Consider the following 20,435-nt stretch of genomic DNA (forward strand, 5'->3'; position numbering starts at 1 on the left):
CCCCAAGGCCCCGGCCCTGGAGCGCGTGCCGGCCCCCGCGCCGCAGCCCCTGCCCACCCTCACCTCCGCGCTGCGCGCGCTGGTGGAGAAGAACCCGGACGACGCGGCCCTGCGCGGCGACTACGCCCAGGTGCTCGCCTTCTTCCGCGCCTATGACGAGCGCGAGCACACCGCCGCCGCCGAGGCCGCCGCCGCCGCCGAAGCCGCGCCCAAGGACGCGCGCCTCCAGCTGCTCGCCGCGAACACCCAGACGGATGACCTGAACGAGCGCCGCCGCTTCCTGGAGGCGGCCGTGAAGGCGGACCCGGCCTATGCCCCGGCGCGGCTCGCGCTGGCGGACCACGAGATGGACCGCGGCCACCCGGAGCGCGTGCAGCCGCTGCTGGCCCCCATCCTGGAGCAGGACGACGGCCGCGCCGTGCCGGGCGCGAAGCTGCTGCTGGCCCGCGCCGCCGAAGCGCTGGGCGAGCGCGCCCGGGCGCACGCGCTGGTGGAGGAGACCTTCCGCCAGCAGCCCCGCGTGCCCCGCGTGGTGCGGGTCGCCGCGCAGGCGTCGCGCCAGCTGGGCCGCCAGCAGGAGGCCATGGACCGCATGCGCGTGGTGCTGGCGCTGCGCTTCGATGACACCAACACCCGCCGGTCGCTGGCCGCCATGCTCGCGGACGCGGGCAAGGTGGACGCCGCCGAGCGCGAGTACGCGAAGCTCACCGACCTGAACCCCTTCGACAACGGCTCGCGCGTGCGGCTGGCGGAGCTCAAGGCCTCCAACGGCGCCGCGGAGGAAGCCGCCGCCCTCTTCTCCGAGGCCAAGGCCCTGTCTCCCGACGAGCCGGAGGTCTACGAGCGCGAGGGCCGGGCCCTGCTCGCCGCGGGTCAGCGCGAGCTGGCGCTGGCCGCCTTCGAGCGGTCGCTGGTGCTGCGCCCGCAGAACCCCGGCCTCAAGGAGGCGCTGCGCGCCCTCAAGGGTGAGTCGGAGAGCGCGGGCATGCAGTACCTGGTGGACGCGAAGCCGCTCACGAAGGAGGCGGAAGGCTACGTGCACGAGGACGCCGTGTACCTCGTGGACAACACCTACGTGCGCGTGCAGAAGAGCGGCCTGTCCAGCCGCCTGCAGCAGATGGTGGTGCGCGTGCTCAACGCGCGCGGCGTGGACGCGTTCCGCAACATCCCCGTCACCTACTCGCCGGACCGGCAGGAGGTGCGCGTGCTGCGCGCCCGCGTGACGAAGCCGGACGGCTCCGTGGTGGAGAGCTACGGCGACGCGGACCGCAACATGAACGAGCCGTGGACGGGCATGTACTACGACACCCGCGCGCGCGTGCTGTCGTTCCCGTCGCTGTCGGCCGGCGACACGCTGGAGCTCACCTACCGCCTGGATGACACCGCGCAGGACAACCTGCTGTCGGACTACTGGGGCGACGTGGAGAGCGTGCAGAGCACCTACCCGAAGGTGCGCTTCCAGTACGTCGTGGACATGCCCAGGGAGCGGCCGCTGTACTGGAACAAGAGCCGGCTCGCGGGCGTGACGCAGGCGCAGGAGACGCCGGAGAGCGACCGCACCGTGTACCGCTTCGGCGCGAAGCACGTGTCCAAGGTGGTGCCGGAGCCGGGCATGCCGGGCTGGGCGGAGGTCGCCCAGAACCTGCACATCTCCACGTACAAGACGTGGGACCAGGTGGGCCACTACTGGTGGGGCCTCGTGCGCGACCAGCTCCAGCCCAACGCGGAGCTGAAGACGACGGTGGATCAGGTGCTCCAGGGCGTGGACCGCAAGAACGAGCTGGCCGTCGTGCGCGCCATCTACTCGTTCGTCGTCACCAACACCCGCTACGTGGCGCTGGAGTTCGGCATCCACGGCTTCAAGCCGTACCGGGTGGACCGCGTGCTCGCGCGCCGCTTCGGTGACTGCAAGGACAAGGCGAGCCTCATCTACTCCATGCTGAAGGTGGCGGGCGTGGACAGCCGGCTGGTGCTGCTGCGCATGCGCAATCTGGGCGCGCTGGACGCGGAGCCCGCGTCGCTCGCGGCGTTCAACCACGCCATCGCGTACGTGCCCAAGTTCGACCTGTACCTGGACGGCACCGCGGAGTTCCACGGCGCGAAGGAGCTCCCGTCCGCGGACCGCGTCGCCAACGTGCTGGTGGTGGACCCCAACGGCACCAGCAACTTCCTCACCACGCCGGAGGCGAAGGCGCAGGACAACACCACCACGCTGGCCATGGAGGTGGCGCTGCGGCCCGACGGCGGCGCGGACGTGAAGGGCCAGAGCAGCGTGTCCGGCCAGTCCGCGCCGGACTACCGCCGCGCCTACCGCCCGGAGTCCACGCGCAAGTCCACCTTCGAGCGCGCGTGGGCGCAGAGCTTCCCCGGCCTCACCGTGCGCGAGGTGAAGCTCAGCGACACCACCCGCCTGGACGACGACGTGACGCTGGAGTTCAACATGGGCATCCCGCGCTACGCGGAGGTGTTCCCCGGCGGCAACCTGCGCTTCCTGCCCTTCGGCACCGGGCGCACGTACCAGCAGGCGTACGCGTCGCTCGCCGAGCGCCGCTTCGACCTGGTGATGCAGAGCCCCTGGGTGAACACCTTCAAGCTGCGCTACACGCTGCCCGGCGGCTACACCGTGGCGGAGATGCCCCAGGCGGTGGAGGAGACGACGCCGTTCGGTCGCGTGAAGCTCTCCTACCGCGTGGAGAACGGCACGCTCGTCGCCGACGGTGAAGTGGCCCTCTCCGTCGCCCGCATCAAGGCGGACGAGTATCCCCAGTTCCGTGAGTTCCTGGGCCGCGTGGACCGGGCCTTCGGGCGCCGCGTCCTGCTCCAGGGGCCGGGGCAGAAGACGGCCTCGCGGTAGTCCGCGGGGCCGTCGGTGCCCTCCCCCAGGGGAGGGCACCGACACAGCGGCTCAGCGGGGCTTCCGGGCGTAGGCCGTGTAGCCGTTTCCAAGCGAGGTCTGCTTCATGCCCCAGTGGGCTTCGAAGCCGTACTCCCGGAGGAAGGCGTCGAGCTCCTCCGACAGGGGCGTCCCCTCGTAGCGGACGTCGAAGTTCTTCTCCAGGTAGATGAAGTCCAGCGTGCGGAGGGTCTGCACCGCGCCCCGGAGCGCCTTCAGCTCCGCGCCCTGGATGTTCATGTACAGCACGTTGTACCGGCCGCTCCCGCCCGCCCCGGCAAGCTCCCGGAGCAGGCTGTCCAGCGTCCGCACCGGGACCTTCACGCGGTCCACCCCGGAGACCTGCTCCTCCGCCTTCCACTGGTGGAGGGCCCCCTCCGTCGGCTTCTGGAGCGAGGACAACCCGCTCGACGACAGCACGAAGAGGTCCTCCTCGCCGTCGTGGTCGTCGACCGCGCACTGCGCGACCTGGATCTGCGTCGGCGTGGGGCTGCCGAGGAACTCGTCATAGGCGAGGCTCAGCGCGCTGGACACCCGGGCATTGCGCTCCAGCCCCTGGAAGACGTCCGGCTGGGGCTCCACCATCAGGACGTTCCGGAAACCCAGCAACAGCCAGACCCAGAGCAACGAGCCGGAGTGCGCTCCGATGTAGAGGATGCCTTCGGGCTGGACCTGGCACTGTCGCAAGAGCGCGCCGTAGACGAGCATCCGGCGCATTGAATACTCATACCACTCCGCCTGGCCCTCCTTGCCCCAGATGGAGGTGATCGCCTTGTTCCACAGCCGGATGAGGTCGTTGCTGTGCTCGTGGTAGAGGCCGGTGTCATTCATGGGTCAGCCCGGGAGTGCTTCGCCGGAGGTCTCCGGGGGATGGGCAAACGTCAGGACGCCCATGGACATGAACTGCTTGGTCAGGAGCACGCGCTCCGCGTCGGTGTACCAACCCGGAATGTCCCGGACCCTGAACTGCCGGGTCTCACTGATGAAGTCGAGCGCGAGGAAGAGCTTCTCCGGGCCCTGGTAGAAGGAGCCGGGCACGAGCAATTCCACGATGCGGTCGAAGAGCTGGACGCGGGCCTCCACGCCGGGCCTCCGGGCCACCACGGTGTCCAGCGTCACCTGGTCCACGTTGCGCAACTGGTCGAAGTGACCGTCAGGCAGGTGCGGCAACCGGCGCTGGTGCTCGCACGCCAGCGTGTGGCTCGCGGCCCTCCAGTCCGGCGCGTCGAAGGCCTTTCCCAACAGGTCGCGAAAGCGCGCCTGCGTCTGGGCCGCGCCGAACAGGCGCAAGGGCGCGCCAAAGCCCAGCGCCCGCCGCAGCTCCAGGTTCCGAGCGCTGGCGAGCTCCACGTTGCGCTCCAGGAGGTCGGCCCAGGTCACCCGCTGGACGCTCAGCACCAGGTACAGGGCCGGAGCCTCGGGCCCCACCTCCACCAGCGGCAGGGGGGCCTTCAGCGAGGCCCCCTCCGGGGCATTTCCATAGGGAAGGTACAGCGTGTCTCCCGCCGACACGGTGAGCCGCCCCTCGTGCGCCCCCGCGGCCGCGCCTGTCTCAAAGGGACGGAAGAGGCCCGGCGGCAGCTCCCAGGTCGACGTCCCGGACAACTGCAGAATGAACACGCTGCGGCTTCCCGCGAACAGCCCCGCGTTGCGAGAGCCCGCAGGCGCCGCCACCACGTCCGCGACGAAGTTGAATCCGGACTGCCTGGACAGGGTGCTGACCAGCTTCGCGATGGGCTTCCAGCGCACCTGCATCTCGCGCACGGCGAGCGTCTGGCCCGCGGAGAACGCCTGATAGAACTCGGGGAGGGACGTCTTGTTCGGCCGCCTCAACCGGGGCGTGATGACCCGCCGCCCCTCGAACGTGAAGATGCTGTAGTTCGTGAACGACAGGTTGATGAGGCGATCCAGGTCCTCCAGCCGGAACAACGGGTCGAAGAGGCCGGCGGTGGCCCGGGGGATGAACAGGGACTGCTTCTCCCAGCAGTCCGTGACGAACTGCTCCACGGGCATGGGAGTGATGACGGCCTGGAGGTCTTCGCAGTGGCGCATGGGTGCCGTTCCGGGAGGAGGAAAGTGACCGTCAGCGGGCGTCCGTCAGGCTGGCTTCCCGCAGGAATCCCACCTGGATGAGCTCGCGACACAGGCGCAGCCGCTCCTGCGTGTCCTCCGCTCCCGGCAGGTCCAGGACGTGGAAGGATTCGTGCTCGGCGACGAACCGCAGGGCGGCGACGAGTCCGGCCGGCGCGCTGTAGGTCCCGCCAGGGTAGTGCAGCACGGCGCCCGCGTCCGAGGGCACCACCACGCCCGCCGCGCCGCTCCGCCGGGTCAGCGCGCTCTGCGCATGCAGGCGCGTAGCCTGCCCCAGCCGGGCGAAGTGGCCGTCCGCGAAGGGAGCCGTCTTGTCCAGGACCTTCGCCGCCAGCCGGTTCCACGCCTGCTCGAAGCGCGCGTCCGTCGCCACCCACTCCGCGAGCGCCGCGGCCTGTGCCGGGACGTCCGCGCTCGCGGCGGTGCTCGTCGCGAAGCCGAAGGGAAGGCTCTCCTGGAGCCGGGGCTCCCGCTCCGCGAACTCGTGAAGCGACTCGGTGACCAGCGACTCCCAGGTCTCCGGATAGAGGCCATACGTCAGGTGCAGCGAGGAGAGCGTCCGCGCCCTCGGCTCGTGGACGACGCCCTTGGGGAAGTACAGCAGGTCCCCCGCCTCCAGGTTGATGATCTGCCAGGGATTGTCCGTGGGCCCCCGCTGGCGGGCATAGTCATTGCGCTCCTGACTGTAGCGCGGGAGCTGGGGCCCCGAGTCATACAAGCGCCACTCCTTCGCCCCCTCGAGCTGGAGGGCGAAGATGTCATGGTCATCCCAGTGGGCGCTGAAGCCCTGGGAGTTCTCCGGCGTCGGATACAGGTGCGTGCTGATGTAGCACCCGAACGCCAACGCCAGCGCGCTCGCGATCTCCGCGATGGGCTCCCAGCAAAGGTGCAGGTTGCGCACGACCGGGGTGTAGCCAGTGCGGTAAGCCTCGTAGAACTGGTAGAGCGTGGTCTTCTTCTCACCCTCCACCCGGGGGGCGACCACGCTTCCAGAGCGGGCCAGCCGCACCTCGTCGTTCGTCAACGAATGGCCCAGGAAGGAGTCCAGGTCCCCGAGGCTGAAGAGATGCCGGTAGTAGTCCGGAGTGTTCCTGCGCAGGTGGAGGACCTTCTTCTCCCAGTACTCCGTGAGGAAGACCTCCACGGGCATGGGGTGAAGAATGAACTCCAGCTTCGAAAGGTCGGGCATCTTCACGGCTGCTCCCAGGGGGGTGGGCCGCGCCGGCAGGGATGGAGCCCCCCGGGCGTGACAAGACATGGCGACCAGTGCCATGAAGACCAGGGTTCTTGACGGGTGCAGGAAAAGCCCGGTCCGTCCGCGAAACGGACCGGGCCCATCCAGCTCAGCGCTTCAGACCGCTCAGGCGGCGGTCTCTTCCTTGTCCTCTTCGATGGCGATGCCCGCGCCGATGCCGCCGGAGACCGCGGCCAGGTCGCTCTCCGTCAGCTCCACGGACAGCTGCGCGGAGACCGCCTCCTCGAGGGAGAGGCCCTTGGCGCGGGCGAAGTTCTCGGCCTTGGCGCGGGTGTCGGTCGACATGTTCTGGATGATCGTCTTGACGTTGCTCATGGTGTTGTCCTCTGGGATTGACGGGGGTTGGACTGTCGCCCTGGGTACGAGCACACGTGCAAAGAGCTCAAACCCAGGACCACAGGGTACGGCCTGCTTCGCACTGCGACTGCGCTTGCTGCGGTGCTACAGCTCGAAGTCGAGGAACTGGGTCAGATGGCGGGTCGCCGCGGGTCCCAGTTCACACAACTTCTGGATGCCGACATCCTGGATGAGTCTTTTCTTGAGGGGCAGGTCCGCGGAGGTGGGGTAGTAGCGTCCGGAGAGCTTGCCTTTGGGGCGCGGCGGGTCCAGCCCCAGCAGCTGCCTGCGGATCGGATCATCCACGCGCTGTCCCAGGTCGTTCAGGGTCATCGTGTCCACCGGGAACAGCCAGCGATAGGCCCACTGCATGAAGACGGTCTTGCGCGTGACCTGGGAGAGATTGGGGCTGCCGTGGCTGTGCAGGGTCCGCTGCTGGAACAGGACCGCCGTCCCGGGCCTCACGGACAGGGGAACGGCCTTCTGCGTGGGCGGGGTGAACCGCTTGAAGTCATCCTGCCAGTTGCGCTCCGACAGATGCGAGCGCGGGAAGATATGGGTCTGGCCCCGGTCCGGCTCCGACAGGTCCGTGAGGTAGAAGCCGACCTTGATGGCTGTCATCGGCGCCTGGTATTGCAGGTCGGTGCTGAAGACGCCCCCATCCACGTGCCAGCCATACCGGTAGTTCTCCGAGCTGGCGTCAGGGGGACGCAGGTTGAAGTGGACGTGATTCACCCAGATGTTCCAACCCAACAGCCCACAGATGCGCCCCAGCACCGCCGGGTTGTCCACCAGCTCCACGAAGGCGTCGTCCCGCCCGAGGATGTCCACCTGGTTGTAGAACTTCCCAGGCTCCGCCCCGTCCTCCCGCCCGCACCGGTCAATCACATCCACCAGGCGCTGGACCTGGGACGGTGAGAGCGCGTCCGGCACCACCAGATATCCCTCCCGTTCGAAGAAGGACCTCTCATCCTCAGTGGGCCAGAACGAGGCAAGTGTCATTGGAATATTCCTACCGGGAAGGCTGACTAATTCTGTCTATCAATTTTTACCCGTTTAGTTCACTCCGCGTCAACAGCTGCTCATCAAATAGTTTGAACAGACAAAACCGACGTCAATATCCACCCCCAATGAAGTGAAGCAGTGGCCGGCGCACTCAACCCGCGCGGGCCACGAGCGGCTTCTTTTCGAGCTGGGATTGGACGAGCTGGGCGTAGACGCCGCCGCGGGCCAGCAGCTCTTCATGGCGGCCCTGCTCCACCAGGCGGCCTTCCTCCATGACCACGATGAGGTCCGCGCGGCGGACGGTGCTCAGCCGGTGGGCGATGACGATTCGCGTACACCGCAGGGACGTCAACGCGTCCTGGACGCGGCTTTCGGTGATGGCGTCCAGGGCGCTCGTGGCTTCGTCCAGCAGCAAGACGGCCGGGCGGTGCACCAGCGCCCGGGCCAGGGCCAATCGCTGCCGTTGCCCTCCAGAGAGCGACAGTCCCCGGTCCACCATCAGGGTGCTGTACTGCATGGGCATGGCCAGGATGTCGTCGTGGATGTGCGCCAGCCGGCACGCCTCCGCCACCCGCTCCATGGACAGCTCCGGCGCGCTCAGGGTGATGTTGTCCCGCAGGGAGAAGGTGAAGAACGCCGGCTCCTGCAACACGATGCCCATCTGGCTGCGAAGCGCGCGCAGGTCCAGGTCGCGCAGGTCCGTCCCGTCATAGAGGATGCGCCCGGACGTGGGCAGGTAGAGGCCCAGGAGGAGGTTGGCCAGGGTCGTCTTCCCGGCCCCGGAGCGCCCCACGATGGCGACCATCTGCCCGGGGGCGATCCGCAGGGAGATGCCCTGGGCCACCCAGGGTGACGTGGGGCTGTAGCGGAAGGAGACCTGCTCCAGCTCGATGGCGCCCTGGAGTGCCAGGGTCTTCCCCAGCCGGTCCCGGGGCTGCTCGGGAGGCGTCTCCAGCACGTCGTTGATGCGCGACAGGTAGCCGCCCAGCAGTTGGAGCTGCCCGGCCGTGACGATGAGGTTGGACAAGGGCACGAGCAGCGAGGCCGTCAGGGCATTGAGGCTCAACATCTCCCCGAGCGTCAGCCTCCCCTGCAGGACCAGGGAGGCGCCCAGGGTCAACAGGACCAGCGGTGAGGCCAGTCGCAGCGTGCTGGACAGGCCCTCCACCCACAGCGTCAGCCGGCCCCAGGCCAGGGAGGAATTGAGCACGTCGACGAAGAGGTGCGAATAGCTCTCCACGGCGCGGCGCTCCGCCCCGAACGCCTTGAGGGTCTGAATCCCTGTCAGCATGGAGATCTGCTGGCTCTGGCTCTTGGACTCCAGCTCCATGCTCTCCGCCAGCAGGCTGCGCCGTCGCCCCTTCGTCAGGAGGAAGACGAGCACCTGGGCCAATCCCAGTCCCAGCACGGCCAGTCCCATCCGCCCACTGACGGTGAACAGCACCGCGAAGTAGAGCAGCACCATGGTCCCGTCCAGCAGCGTGGAGATGGCCGACGAGGAGAGGATCTCGCGCGCCTTGACCTGGGTGTTCATCCGCATCATCAGGTCGCCCGCGGGGCGGACCTGGAAGAAGGAGTAGGACAGGTCCACCAGATGATCGAGGAAGCCCAGGGTCATCCGCATGTCGAGCCGCGTGCGCAGCTCCAGCAGGAGGTGTCCCCGGATGAGGGTGGACAGCAGGTGGAAGCCGGCCATGGTGGCCAGCGCCAGCGACAGGAGCCCCAGCAGCTCCGTGTCGCCACGCGGGACGACCTGGTCGACCACCATGCCCGTCAGCAGGGGGAGGCCGAGTGCGAAGAGTTGCAGCGCCGCCGACAACGCGACGATGCGCCCCAGCGAGTCCGCATCGCGTACGAAGGAGCGCAGATACCGGAACGTGCCCCCCCGCTCCATCGTGGCCCGCTGGAAGTCATCCGCGGGCTCGAAGAGGAGGACGACCCCGGTGAAGTGCAGGCGGAAGCTCTCCAGGGACAGCGTGCGACGGCCCCGACCCGGGTCCATCAAGAGGATGCGGTGGCCCACCTGCTTTTCGAAGACGACGTAGTGGTTGAAGTCCCAGTGGAGGATGGCGCCGGTGGGCAGATCCGCGAGCCGGTCCAGGTCGAGCGACAGGGCCCGTCCCCGCAGGCCCAGCCGGCGCCCCGTGTCCAGGAGCGTGCGCGCGGTGATGCCGTCACGGCCCACGCCCATCAGCTCCCGCACCGCGTCCAGGGTCATCTCCCGTCCGTGGTAGGCCAGCACCATCGCCAGACACGCGGCGCCACAGTCCGTCACGGAGAGCTGCCGCACCTCGGTCAGGCGGCGGGAGCGCCGCGGCCAGCCCAGGGCCTTGAAGCGCTCCTGCCAGCGCTGGCCCCAGGGCCCGGACGTCTTGCGCTCAGCCGTCATGAGAAAGGAGTCCCTTGAGGCCTGGAACGAGCGTCGCGAGGATGGGCTCGGAGCGCACGGCGGCCTTCACGCGCGCGGGCATGCCGTCCACGTAGTCCCGCGCGTGGCCCCGGTCGCTGAACGTGCGCGACGGCAACCGGGCCCGGACGACGACCAGCGGCCCCGAGGCCCCCACGGCTCCCGCGAGCCCGGGGCCCAGCAGGCGCTGGAGCTCCTCGGGGCCCAGGGCCTCGTCGCCCACGGACTCAATGGCGACCTCCTGGGCTTCGTGGTGGAAGCCCTCCAACGTCACCCGCAGGTTCAGGCCGGGCCGCAGCAGCGGACGGTAGTGCGCGGGCAGGAACGCCAGGAGTGAGACCTGGGCCCCCTCCTCCACCAGGGTGGCGAGGGGGCCGTCCCCGGCGACCACCTGCCCGGGCTGGCCGAGCGAGGCGCCCACCACGCCCGCCACGGGGGCGCGGATCACCCGTGCCTCGGCCCGGGCAAGCGCCTGGTCCAGTTCGTCATGGGCCCGCCGCAGCGTCTGGCGCGCGGCCCAGTCCGAGGGGGCCTCCAGGGTCCGGAGCCGCTGGAGGTCCACCTCGCGCTGGAGGCGGGTGAGCTCCCGCAGCTCCGCTTCAGGTTGGAGGCTCATCAGGACCTGCCCCGGCGCCACGTGCTGGCCGGGCCGCACGGCGACGGACGTCACCACCGCGGTCTCGGGCGCGGTCAGCCGGACACGCCGCTCCACCCGGATGAGCGCGGGCCCCGTCGCGTATTCCGAAACGGAGCCGACCGCGCTGAAGACGAGCACCAGCGCCACCAGCCCCATCAGCAGCGGATAGGCCCAGCGGGTCCAACGGGGCGCGACCCGCAGCACGTCCCCTTCATGCCGCCGGTGCAGCTGGTAGTAGTCCAGCGCCTCCTTGCGGAATATCGACGGCTTGCCCTCCATGGTGTGGCTCCTGGCTCCGCGCCTGCACGGAAGCCTGTCATCACCTCTGACGAGACCCGCGTTCCCACGGCAACGACACCACTCAACCGGACTTAACCGAAGAACCTTCAATTTGAGTTATACCCGCCTCAATGTCTGTTTCCAACCCATCCAGGCTTCTTTCAGCGGAGGCCGCCTCTCTCCCATTCCTGGGACAGGACCGTTCCACTTCTGGGATTGGGGGAGGCGCAGGAGCGCACCGCGCACCTGCGGCGGGAGCCCTGGCATGCTTCTGGCTCTGCTCCATTCCCTTTCATATCGACCGGAAGGCTCCGCATGTCCCACCTTGTGTCTGACCTGCGTTTCGCCGCGCGGATGCTCCTCAAACAGCGCGGCTTCACCGCGGTCATCCTGCTGCTGCTGGCATTGGGAATCGGAGCGAACTCGGCGCTCTTCAGCGTGGTGTATGCGGCGCTGCTGAGCCCCCTTCCCTTTCCCCAGCCCGAACGGCTGGTGTTGCTGTCGGAGACCCTCCGGCGCAACGGCGACGTGGAGCCGCGCCCCTTCTCCTACCCAGACTTCCGTGACTGGAAGGCCCAGGCGCGCACGTTCGCGGCGATGGGCGCGTTCGGGAGGACGACCCTCACGTTGGGCAAGGAGGGCGAAGCCGAGCGCGTGGAGGCGGAGCTGGTCAGCGATGGCTACTTCGAGGCCCTGGGCACGACCCCGCTGATGGGCCGCACCTTCCAGCCAGAGGAGAATTCAACACCAGATGCCCACGCCGTGGCCGTGGTCTCCCACCGGCTGTGGAAGCGGAAGCTGAGCGGGGCGCGCGACGTGCTGGGCCGGTCGCTCCTGCTCAACGGCCGCACCTTCACCATCGTGGGGGTGATGCCGGAGGGCTTCGGCGGTTGGGAGGCGCAATCCCAGCTCTGGGTCCCGATGATGATGGTCTCGCTCGACCAGGGCGCGGCGGTGCTCGACGAGCGGGGGGAGCGCTGGCACTCGGCCGTGGCCCGGCTCGCGCCGGGCGCGACCCAGAAGGGAGCGCAGGAGGAGCTGGACGCCATCGCGACACGGCTCGCGGAGATGTACCCCAACACCAACGCCCAGCGCGGGGCCCGGCTCACCCCGGCCCACGAGGCGGTCTTCGGTGCGCTGCGACCGGCGCTGTTGATGCTCTGGGGAGCCGTGGGGTTCGTGCTGCTGTCCGTGTGCGTGAACGTCGCGAACCTGCTGCTGGCACGGGCGGTGATGCGCCAGAAGGAGATGGCGGTGCGGGTGGCCCTGGGTGCCAGCCGCACCCGGCTCATCCAGCAGGTGATGGCGGAGAGCCTCCTGCTGTCGGTGATGGGGGGCGCCCTGGGCCTGCTGCTCTCCGTCTGGATCATCGACCTGCTGCGGCTGCTCATGCCCGAGGACTTCTCCGCCCGGCTCCACTTCGGCCTGGATGCTCCCGTCATCCTCTTCAACGTGGGATGCACGCTGGGGGCCGGCGTGCTGGTGGCGCTGATGCCGGCCTTGAAGCTCTCCCAGCCATCCATGCTCACCGCGCTCAAGGAGCGGGCGGCGCAGAGCGCCGCGGGGAAAGGCCGGGTGCGGGCCATCCTCGTCGCCACCAACGTGGCGCTCGCGGTGGTGCTGCTGGTGGGCGCCGGGCTGATGGCGCGCAGCTTCCAGCGGCTCAACGCCGTGGACGCGGGCTTCGTACCCGACGGGGTCCTGACCCTCATGGTGGATCTGCCCGCGGAGCGCTATCCCCCCGACGCGCTGGCCAGCTTCCAGAAGCGCCTGCAGGAGCGGCTGGACACGCTCTCGCTGTTCCAGGCCATCAGCCTCGCCTCGGATGTCCCGTTGGGCTCCAGCTCCAGCGCGGGACTCGTGGGCGTCACTCCGGAGGCGGAGGGCAGCGTCGAGGAGCGCATCAGGACCTACCGTCACGCCGTGAATCCCGGCTTCTTCTCCGCCCTGAAGGTGCCCTTGAAGCGGGGGCGCGTCTTCTCCTCCACGGACATCGCCGGCGCGCAGCGCACCGTCGTCATCTCCGAGGCCCTGGAGAGGCGGATGTGGCCGCGCGGAGGCGCCCTCGGACGACAGCTCAACCTGGGCAAGGGCATCCAGGCGGAGGTGGTGGGCGTGGTGGGGAACGTCCGGTTCCGCGACCTCACCGGCGAGCCGGCCAAGGATCCGGACATCTACTTCCCGCTCGCCCAGGCGCCGCGCAAGCAGTTGGCGGTGCTGGGCCGGACGTCAGCCGACCGGACGTTGGCGCTCGGCGCCATCCGGAGCGCAATCCGCGAGATCGATCCATCGCTCGTGCCCGACAACGTCATGGACCTGGAGTCGTACGTCGCGGCGGAGCTGCTGCCCGCGCGCCTCAACGTCCTGCTCCTGGGGACTTTCGCGATGATGGCGCTGGTGCTGGCATCCATCGGCCTGTACGGCCTCATCGCCTACGTGGTGGGCCAGCGCAAACAGGAGATCGCCATCCGCATGGCGCTGGGCGCGACCGCGCCGGACATCCTGCGGCTCATCTTGAGACAGGGCATGGCGCCGGTCGTCGCGGGAGTCGCCGTCGGTATCCCGCTGGCGCTGGCGCTGTCACGCCTCGTGGCCTCACAGCTCTTCGGCTTGAGTCCCACGGACCCCACCACCTACCTGTCGATCGCGGCCCTGCTGCTCACCATTGCCGCCATGTCCTGCTACCTGCCCGCGCGCCGTGGAACCCGGGTGGACCCCATCATCGCGCTGCGGGCGGAGTGAGGCGCATCGCGCACCTCCGCCCGCATGCTCCACCATTCCCGGGATTCACCGTTTCCGTGACGAGAGTGGGCGGGTGACACACGGAGGGCTTGACCCGGACGCGGCCCTCCGTGCTTAAGCAACGCATGCACCCTGCACGCGCGCTCGTCCTTGGCTGCCTGCTGGTGGCGGGGGCCGCCACCGCCGCTCCCGTCGTCCAGCTCCCCGAAGGAGGCCGTGCGGTGGAGGTCCTCCCCAAGGGCGTCCTGTGCGGCCCCGTGCGCGGCGGCTGGACGCTCTCCGAGGACGGCCGCTCGCTCAAGCCTCCCACCAGACCGGAGGACACCGCGCGCACGCTGGAGCTGAAGGTCGCCGCGGACGAAGCCGGCTGCGCCACGGCCACCGACACCCTCGTCGTGGTGGCCACCGGGCCCTTCCCCCGCATCGACGCCGCGTCCACCACGTTCTACCCGGACGACGGCCGGCTGGAGCTCAAGGGCTCGGGGCTCAAGAGCGTCACCATCACCTGGTCCGGCACGCCCCGGGGCACGGAGCCCCTGCACGCATTGATGGAAGGACAGGACGTGTGCCTGGAGCCCTCGGGCCCGTCCGACTGCGCGGTGCCGGTGACGCCGGGCCTGCCCACGGACGCGGCGCTGTCATGGCTGCCGCCCTTCGCGCGGACGGGCGCGAACGTGACGACGTACGACGCCAACGGGCGCTTCCTCGACGACGAATACTTCCGCCTGCGCCCCGGCCGCACCGTGCTCACGCGGCCCCTGGTGCAGTCCTCCGGCGTGGACCTGTCCAAGGGCCCCGGCTACGTGGCGGTGACACACTCGGAAGCCATCGCCTCCGTGGAGTGCGGCTCCGCGCGCTGTGAAGTGACGGAAGGCGCCGTCTCCATCCGCAACGTGCCAGGGGTGAACCCCACCGTGGCGCTGCGGCTGCGGCTGACGCCGCGCGTGTTCTTCGCCCGGGGCGACGCGCTGGACACCGCCGTGGCGGAGACGCTGCCCGTGCTCGCGTGTCCGCTGTCCGCGGTGGAGGGCACGGTGCTGCGCGACGCGGAGGACTCCGCGCTGGTGATGCGCCTGGACGCGGCGTGCGCGCACGACCCGCGCGCGCTCCTCTGGACGGTGAACGGCGCGCGGGCCCGCGTGGAGCGCGTGGTGAAGGCCACCGAAGGCACCTACGTGCTCCTGCGCACCCGGGGCACCGACGAGCCGCAAGTCACGGTGACGGCCACCTCGTCCCGCGTGGACGGCACGGTGGTGGCGTCAGAGACGGCGGAGACGAAGCCGCTGCCGGACCCTCGCGCGACGCTGGAGTTGCCCGGCCACGGCAGCATCGACTTCGTGCCCACCAACCGCCCGGCGGAGGTGACGGTGGCCTCCAACGGCGGCCAGGGCCGCTTCGTGCTGCGCCCCCTGGGCGGGGCCTACACCGTGACGACGCGCGAGCAGGCCACGCTCGTCCAGGGCGAGCCCACCGCGGGCGGCTTCGTGTCGCTGCGCTTCGGCTACCGGCTGCCCACGCTGCCGGCGGAGCTGGCCACCACGGACCTGTTCCTCACCAGCGAGCGCGTGCAGCGCGCGGTGCGCGAGGCGAGCGTGCCCGCCAACGTGGAGGGCCTGGTGGAGTTCGTCTGCGCGGACAAGGAGGGCCACGACGAAACGCTCTCCCCCAGCCGCCCGCACCGGCTGGACTACGCCATGCGCAACACCTGCCGCGTCATCATCCACCGCGAGCGCCTCAATCCCGAGGACGGCAACCAGGAGATCACCCTGCGCATCGACGTGACGAAGTCCGACGGCTCCAGCCGCGGGGAGAGCCACGTGGAGCAGCGCCTGTTCCTGCGCCCCAAGGGCGAGGTGCGCGTCATCCCCGTGCAGGGCAACCTGGGCCAGTACGACCGCATCCTCGTGCAGGTGGCGCACGTCGCGGACGAGTCGCGCTACGCCCTGTCCACCGTGGACCGCACCGGCCTGCCCTCCGCGCAGTGGACCGCCATCGTGCGCGGCGGCATGTTCCGCCTCTACACCATGGCCACCATCCCCGCGGGCCTCTACCGCGCGACGCAGCCCTCGGGGCAGCTGGCCATCAACTTCGGCGTGCTGTCGCGCCTGGCGCTGCTCAACAACGAGGGCCAGGAGCGTCTGCTGGGCATCGAGCTGGGGCTCATGGGCCTGGGGCTCGTGCCGCAGTCCGGGGACATCCAGTTCCCGCCCACGCTCGCGGCCGTGCTGGGGCTGGGCCTGCGCGTGCCCATTGGCCCGGGCGCGGCGGTGGGTGCGCAAGCGTGGATTGCCCGCGAGTTCCGGGGCGACATCACCCGGCGCACCAGCGGCGCCCCGGGCACCGACATCGTGGTGCCCTCCAGCAAGTGGTCCTTCATCTTCGGGCCCAGCATCTCCATCGGGAACGTGGGCTTCAATCTTTGAGGCCCGCGCTCGCTACTTTCCGAGCAGCGCCTTCAACAGCCGCCGCACCTCCGGCGGCCCCTCCACCCGGTAGCCCGCGCGCGTGTGCTTGTTGCCCGCGTGCACGGTGAGGCCGCCCTGCGGAATCGCCGCGAAGAGGTCCTCGTCGGTGACGTCGTCGCCCACGGCCAGCACGCGGACGTCCGGCGCTTCGTGGCGCAGCACCTCCGGCACGATGCGGCCCTTGTTGACGCCCCGGGGCCGCACCTCCACCACCCGGTCCCCGGGCAGGATGTGCATGGGCTCCTGGGAGAACTGCTCGTACAGGAGCAGGCGCAGCTCACGCGCCTGGAGCGCGCCGAACTCCGCGTCCACGTTGCGGTAGTGCCACGCGAGCGACGCCGTCTTCTCCTCCACGAACGAGCCCGTCACCCGCGCGGAGAACGCGTCCAGCACGGGCTTCACCCGCGGCTTCCACTCGAAGGACACGCCCGGCAGCGCCTGCCACGGCTGCCCGCGCCGCATGCGCGACCACAGGCCGTGCTCGGCGTGCAGGCCCAGGGGCAGCTCACCGAACCACGCCTCCAGCGTCTCACGCGGACGTCCGCTCACCAGGTGCACCGCCACGTCCGGCCGTGCGCAGAGCTCCTTGAGCAGCGTCATCAACTCCGCGTCCGGCGAGGCCTGCTCCGGCCTGGGGGCGAAGCCCACGAGCGTGCCGTCGTAGTCCAGGAACAGCACCTTGCGCCCCGGGCCCTTGAGCTTCTCCAGCGCGAGCATCCCGTCCGGCAGCGGCGGGCGCTCCGCGACGGACTTCAGGCCCTGGAGCCGGTCCAGGAAGCGGTCCACCCACCAGTGCACGTCGCGCGCCTTCACGCCCGCGCGCAGGCAGCGCATGCGCCGCTGGCGCTCGGGCCTGGGCATCTCCAGCGCCTCTTCGATGGCGTCCGCCATGCCCTCCACGTCGTAGGGATTGACGAGCAGCGCGTCGCGCATCTCCGCCGCCGCGCCCGCGAATTCGCTGAGGACGAGCACGCCGTCCTCGTCCGGGCGGGACGCGCAGAACTCCTTGGAGACGAGGTTCATGCCGTCGCGCACGGGCGTCACCAGCATCACGTCCGTGCCCCGGTAGAGGCTCACGAGCTGCTTCTCGTTGAGCGACCGGTAGAGGTAGTGCACCGGCGTGCTGTGCACGGTGCCGTACGTGCCGTTGATGCGGCCCACCAGCTCGTCCACCGTCTCGCGGTACTCCGCGTAGGCCTGCACCTCGGTGCGGCTGGGCACGGCCACCTGGATGAAGCGCAGGCGACCGCGCAGGGCCGGGGAGCGCTCCAGCACGCGCTGCACCGCGAGCAGCCGCCGGGGGATGCCCTTGGTGTAGTCCAGCCGGTCGATGCCCACCAGCAGCCGCTCGCCGTGGGAGCGCGCGTGCAGCGTCTTCACCTCCTCCATCACCGCCGGCTCCTGTGCCCGCGCCTCGAAGGAGGCGGCGTCGATGCCCATGGCGAAGGCGCCCACGCGCACCTCGCGCCCCTGGAAGAGGATGCGGTCGACGTCCGTGTCCAACCCCAGTTGCCGCAGCAGCGTGCCGGAGAAGTGGCGCACGTAGCTCACCGCGTGGAAGCCGATGAGGTCGGCGCCGAGCAGCCCCTTCAGCAGCTCCGTGCGCCGGGGCAGCGTGCTGAAGATCTCCGACGACGGGAACGGGATGTGGTGGAAGTAGCCGATGCGCGCGTGCGGCAGGCGCGCGCGCAGCAGGCCGGGCACCAGCATGAGCTGGTAGTCGTGCACCCAGATGGTGTCGCCCGGCTGGTAGTGCTTCGCGGCCAGGTCGGCGAAGCGCTCGTTGGCCTTGCGGTACGCGTCCCAGTCGCGGTCCTGGCGCGGGATGCGCTCCAGCATGTAGTGGCACAGCGGCCAGAGGACGCGGTTGGAGTAGCCCTCGTAGAAGCGGCTGACCTCGCTGGCGGAGAGGTACAACGGCACGCAGCGCAGGTCCGCCAGCTGCTGCTCCACCCGGGTGCGCTGGGCGTCCGTCAACCGGGAGACATCTCCGGGCCAGCCAATCCACACGCCGCCGGAGCGCTCGTGCGGCTGGCTGAGGCCGGTGGCGAGTCCTCCGGCGCTTCGCACCACGGAGACGCTGTCCTTCTCCGCTTTGACGGTGACGGGAAGGCGGTTCGACACGAGCAGGAGTCGGGACATAGGCCCTAATGCTCTATTCACCCACACCCGGAACGGCTACCACCCCTCGGGGTTGGCTGCCGGATGCTGGACCCTGGGGACCCTTCGTCCAGCCCAGCCTGTTCAGCAGCGCGGGCTCCCGTCCGGCCTTCCACACGAACGCGTCCAGCAGGTAGTGCGTGGCCTGGGGCAGCGCCAGCAGCGGCACCACCAGCGCCAGCACATCCGACTCCAGTACGAGGCCACTGTCGCCGAACAACACCGCGCGGTCGTGCCACACCAGCAGGTCCCACAGCCCCTCTTCCAGCAGCGCCAGCGCCCCGAGGAACAGCAGGAAGCCCGGCAGCCCCGTGCGCAGCAGCACGCCCTTCGCGCCGAAGCCCCCTTCCGCGTGACGGCCGCGCGCGTAGCGGAACAGCAGCGCGAAGTACGGCACGCCGTGCAGCACGATGTTCATCACCGTGAAGGCGAAGTCGTCGCGCGCGAGCACGATGCCGCCGAACCACGCGACCCACGTGGCCGCCACCAGCAGCACCTTGCCTGCCTGCACCCCGTCCCCGCGCGCGACGCGCACGCCCTGGAAGCCGGCCCACGTGACGAGCACCGCCGCGTGCGCGCCCAGCGCCGCCGTGCCCACCCACGTCGGCAGGCCCGCGAGGAAGTCGTGCTCCACGAACCACCAGAAGGCCCGGGGCAGGTTCGCATGCCACCACAGCACGGGGCCCAGCGTCGCGGCGTAGATGGCCGCCGCGTCCAGGCGCCGCTCGAAGGCGGAGGCGTGGGCCTTGCGTGAGTAGAGCGCCACCCAGCCGTACTGCTGCCGGATGAAGTGGAACAGCGCCACGTACGCGAACACGCTCCAGAACGCGCCCGGTGAGAGGGAATACGCGAGCACGCCCACCGCGTACGCCGCGAGCGGCGCGCCCACGTAGAGGCCCGGCCGGCGTCCCACCTCCGCGCCGTCCAGGTAGGTGCGGAACAGCGTGGACCAGACGTGCGCCACGTCCACGCCCACCACGAACAACAGCCACGCCCACGGGGGCGTGTCCCCCACCGCGCCCAGCCACGGCGCGGCCAGCACGAACGCCACGGACACGAGCGCGCTGCCGGCGAACACGGTGAGGTCCACGCCAGGGCTGAACAACCAGGCCTGCGCGGGCGCGAGGAGACGGGACATCAGGCCCGGGAGCCTACCAGCCCGTGACAGCGCTCAAACCAGCCCTTCGCGGACCAGGGCCTCTCCACTGGCGACCACCGCCTCCGTCGCGGTGCGTGCCTGCCAGCCCAGCAGCCGTCGGGCCTTCGCGGAGGTGAACTCGCGCCGCAGTCCCAGCCCTGGCGTGAGCTGACGAAGCTCCGGGTTGAACAGGGCCCCGAACCGCACCAGGAAGTCCGGCGCCCTCCGCGTCGACACCCGCGCGGCGCGAGCCCCCAGCTGTTCGCGCAGCACGCGGGCCATGTCGGCGAGCCAGAGGAAGTCACTGCTCCCCGCGAAACGCTCGCCCGCGGCCTCGGGCGCCGTCATCGCCTTCAGGTGCAGGTCCACCAGGTCGCGCACATCCACGATGCAGAACCCCAGCCTCGGCACGCGGGACACCTGCCCGCGCAGCATCCGCGCCACCAGCTCCAGCGACCCCGTGACGTGCCTGCCCATCAACGGCCCCTGGATGAAGGCAGGCAGCACCGTGGTCAGCGTCATGGCGCCCGGGGAGCCCCGCATGAACGCCCAGGCGTCCTGCTCCGCCAGGGTCTTCGCCCGCGTGTAATCCGTCGTGCCCTTCTCGGAGAGGTCGGTCCAGACGGTCTCATCCCCCGGAGGCCCCCCTTGCGCGGAGCCCGACGGCGCAAGCGCGGCCTGGAGCGACGACGTCATCACCACCCGCTCCACGCCCGCCTTCGCGCCGGCCTTCAGCACGCGCAGGGTGCCCTCGCGCGAGGGGCGGATGAGCTCCTGCGTCTTGGATTTGGACCCGCCCACCCCCATGGGCGCCGCGACGTGCAGGATGAACCGGGCCCCTTGCGCCGCCCGGTCCCAGCCCTCGTCCGCCAGCAGGTCCGCGGCGATGAACGAGAGCCGGTCGCCCGGGTCCACCTGCCGGGCGATGTCGGCGCGAACCTGCCCCTCCCGCTCCAGGCTCCGCAGCGTCGTCCGCACCCGGTAGCCCTGCTTCAGCAGGGAGTCCACCGTCCAGCCCCCCAGGTAC

General features: G+C 70.1%; 13 protein-coding genes. 3 read left to right on the forward strand and 10 right to left on the reverse strand.

What is annotated here, in order from left to right; translation table 11 throughout:
- A partial coding sequence (locus tag D7V97_RS20085; protein WP_120612262.1) for a DUF3857 domain-containing protein occupies positions 1 to 2,854 on the forward strand: 2,854 nt, incomplete at its 5' end.
- 51 nt (positions 2,855 to 2,905) lie between these two features.
- Here D7V97_RS20085 and D7V97_RS20090 read toward each other — a convergent pair.
- The 7 genes from D7V97_RS20090 to D7V97_RS20120 all read right to left on the reverse strand — a co-directional run bounded on the left by D7V97_RS20090 (position 2,906) and on the right by D7V97_RS20120 (position 10,903).
- Positions 2,906 to 3,724 (reverse strand): FkbM family methyltransferase, encoded by an 819-nt coding sequence (locus D7V97_RS20090; protein WP_120612263.1) that lies wholly within the window; start codon positions 3,722 to 3,724, stop codon positions 2,906 to 2,908.
- A gap of 3 nt (positions 3,725 to 3,727) precedes the next feature.
- Entirely contained in the window at positions 3,728 to 4,945 is a 1,218-nt protein-coding gene (locus D7V97_RS20095; protein ID WP_120612264.1) for a cupin domain-containing protein, read from the reverse strand.
- Between the two features lie 31 nt (positions 4,946 to 4,976).
- Positions 4,977 to 6,173 (reverse strand): cupin domain-containing protein, encoded by a 1,197-nt coding sequence (locus tag D7V97_RS20100; protein WP_233583002.1) that lies wholly within the window; start codon positions 6,171 to 6,173, stop codon positions 4,977 to 4,979.
- Positions 6,174 to 6,344: 171 nt separating this feature from the next.
- Positions 6,345 to 6,554, reverse strand: a complete 210-nt coding sequence (locus D7V97_RS20105) for a hypothetical protein (protein ID WP_120535010.1) — start codon at positions 6,552 to 6,554, stop codon at positions 6,345 to 6,347.
- Positions 6,555 to 6,680: 126 nt separating this feature from the next.
- The gene (locus D7V97_RS20110) at positions 6,681 to 7,577 is read right to left on the reverse strand and encodes a phytanoyl-CoA dioxygenase family protein (RefSeq protein WP_120612266.1); all 897 of its coding nucleotides are present in this window, start codon (positions 7,575 to 7,577) and stop codon (positions 6,681 to 6,683) included.
- A 154-nt stretch (positions 7,578 to 7,731) separates the two neighbouring features.
- A complete protein-coding gene (locus D7V97_RS20115) occupies positions 7,732 to 9,969 on the reverse strand; it encodes a peptidase domain-containing ABC transporter (protein ID WP_120612267.1) in 2,238 nt (745 codons plus the stop codon).
- Positions 9,959 to 10,903, reverse strand: a complete 945-nt coding sequence (locus D7V97_RS20120; RefSeq protein ID WP_120612268.1) for an efflux RND transporter periplasmic adaptor subunit — start codon at positions 10,901 to 10,903, stop codon at positions 9,959 to 9,961. The genes D7V97_RS20115 and D7V97_RS20120 overlap by 11 nt, the downstream gene beginning before the upstream one ends.
- 315 nt (positions 10,904 to 11,218) lie before the next feature.
- Between D7V97_RS20120 and D7V97_RS20125 the strand changes: the two genes are divergently transcribed.
- Positions 11,219 to 13,645, forward strand: a complete 2,427-nt coding sequence (locus tag D7V97_RS20125) for an ABC transporter permease (RefSeq protein ID WP_120612269.1) — start codon at positions 11,219 to 11,221, stop codon at positions 13,643 to 13,645.
- Between the two features lie 125 nt (positions 13,646 to 13,770).
- Positions 13,771 to 16,068: a hypothetical protein gene (locus D7V97_RS20130; protein ID WP_199728879.1), complete on the forward strand. Its 2,298-nt coding sequence runs from the start codon at positions 13,771 to 13,773 to the stop codon at positions 16,066 to 16,068.
- A 12-nt stretch (positions 16,069 to 16,080) separates the two neighbouring features.
- On the opposite strand, the gene D7V97_RS20135 is transcribed toward D7V97_RS20130, so the two are convergent.
- From D7V97_RS20135 to D7V97_RS20145, 3 genes are all read right to left on the reverse strand, one after another.
- Positions 16,081 to 18,252, reverse strand: a complete 2,172-nt coding sequence (locus D7V97_RS20135; RefSeq protein WP_120612270.1) for a bifunctional alpha,alpha-trehalose-phosphate synthase (UDP-forming)/trehalose-phosphatase — start codon at positions 18,250 to 18,252, stop codon at positions 16,081 to 16,083.
- 13 nt (positions 18,253 to 18,265) lie between these two features.
- Positions 18,266 to 19,408, reverse strand: a complete 1,143-nt coding sequence (locus tag D7V97_RS20140) for a hypothetical protein (protein WP_120612271.1) — start codon at positions 19,406 to 19,408, stop codon at positions 18,266 to 18,268.
- A 33-nt stretch (positions 19,409 to 19,441) separates the two neighbouring features.
- A partial coding sequence (locus tag D7V97_RS20145; protein ID WP_120612272.1) for an NAD-dependent epimerase/dehydratase family protein occupies positions 19,442 to 20,435 on the reverse strand: 994 nt, incomplete at its 5' end.

The organism is Corallococcus sp. CA053C (assembly GCF_003611675.1).
Taxonomy (GTDB): domain Bacteria; phylum Myxococcota; class Myxococcia; order Myxococcales; family Myxococcaceae; genus Corallococcus.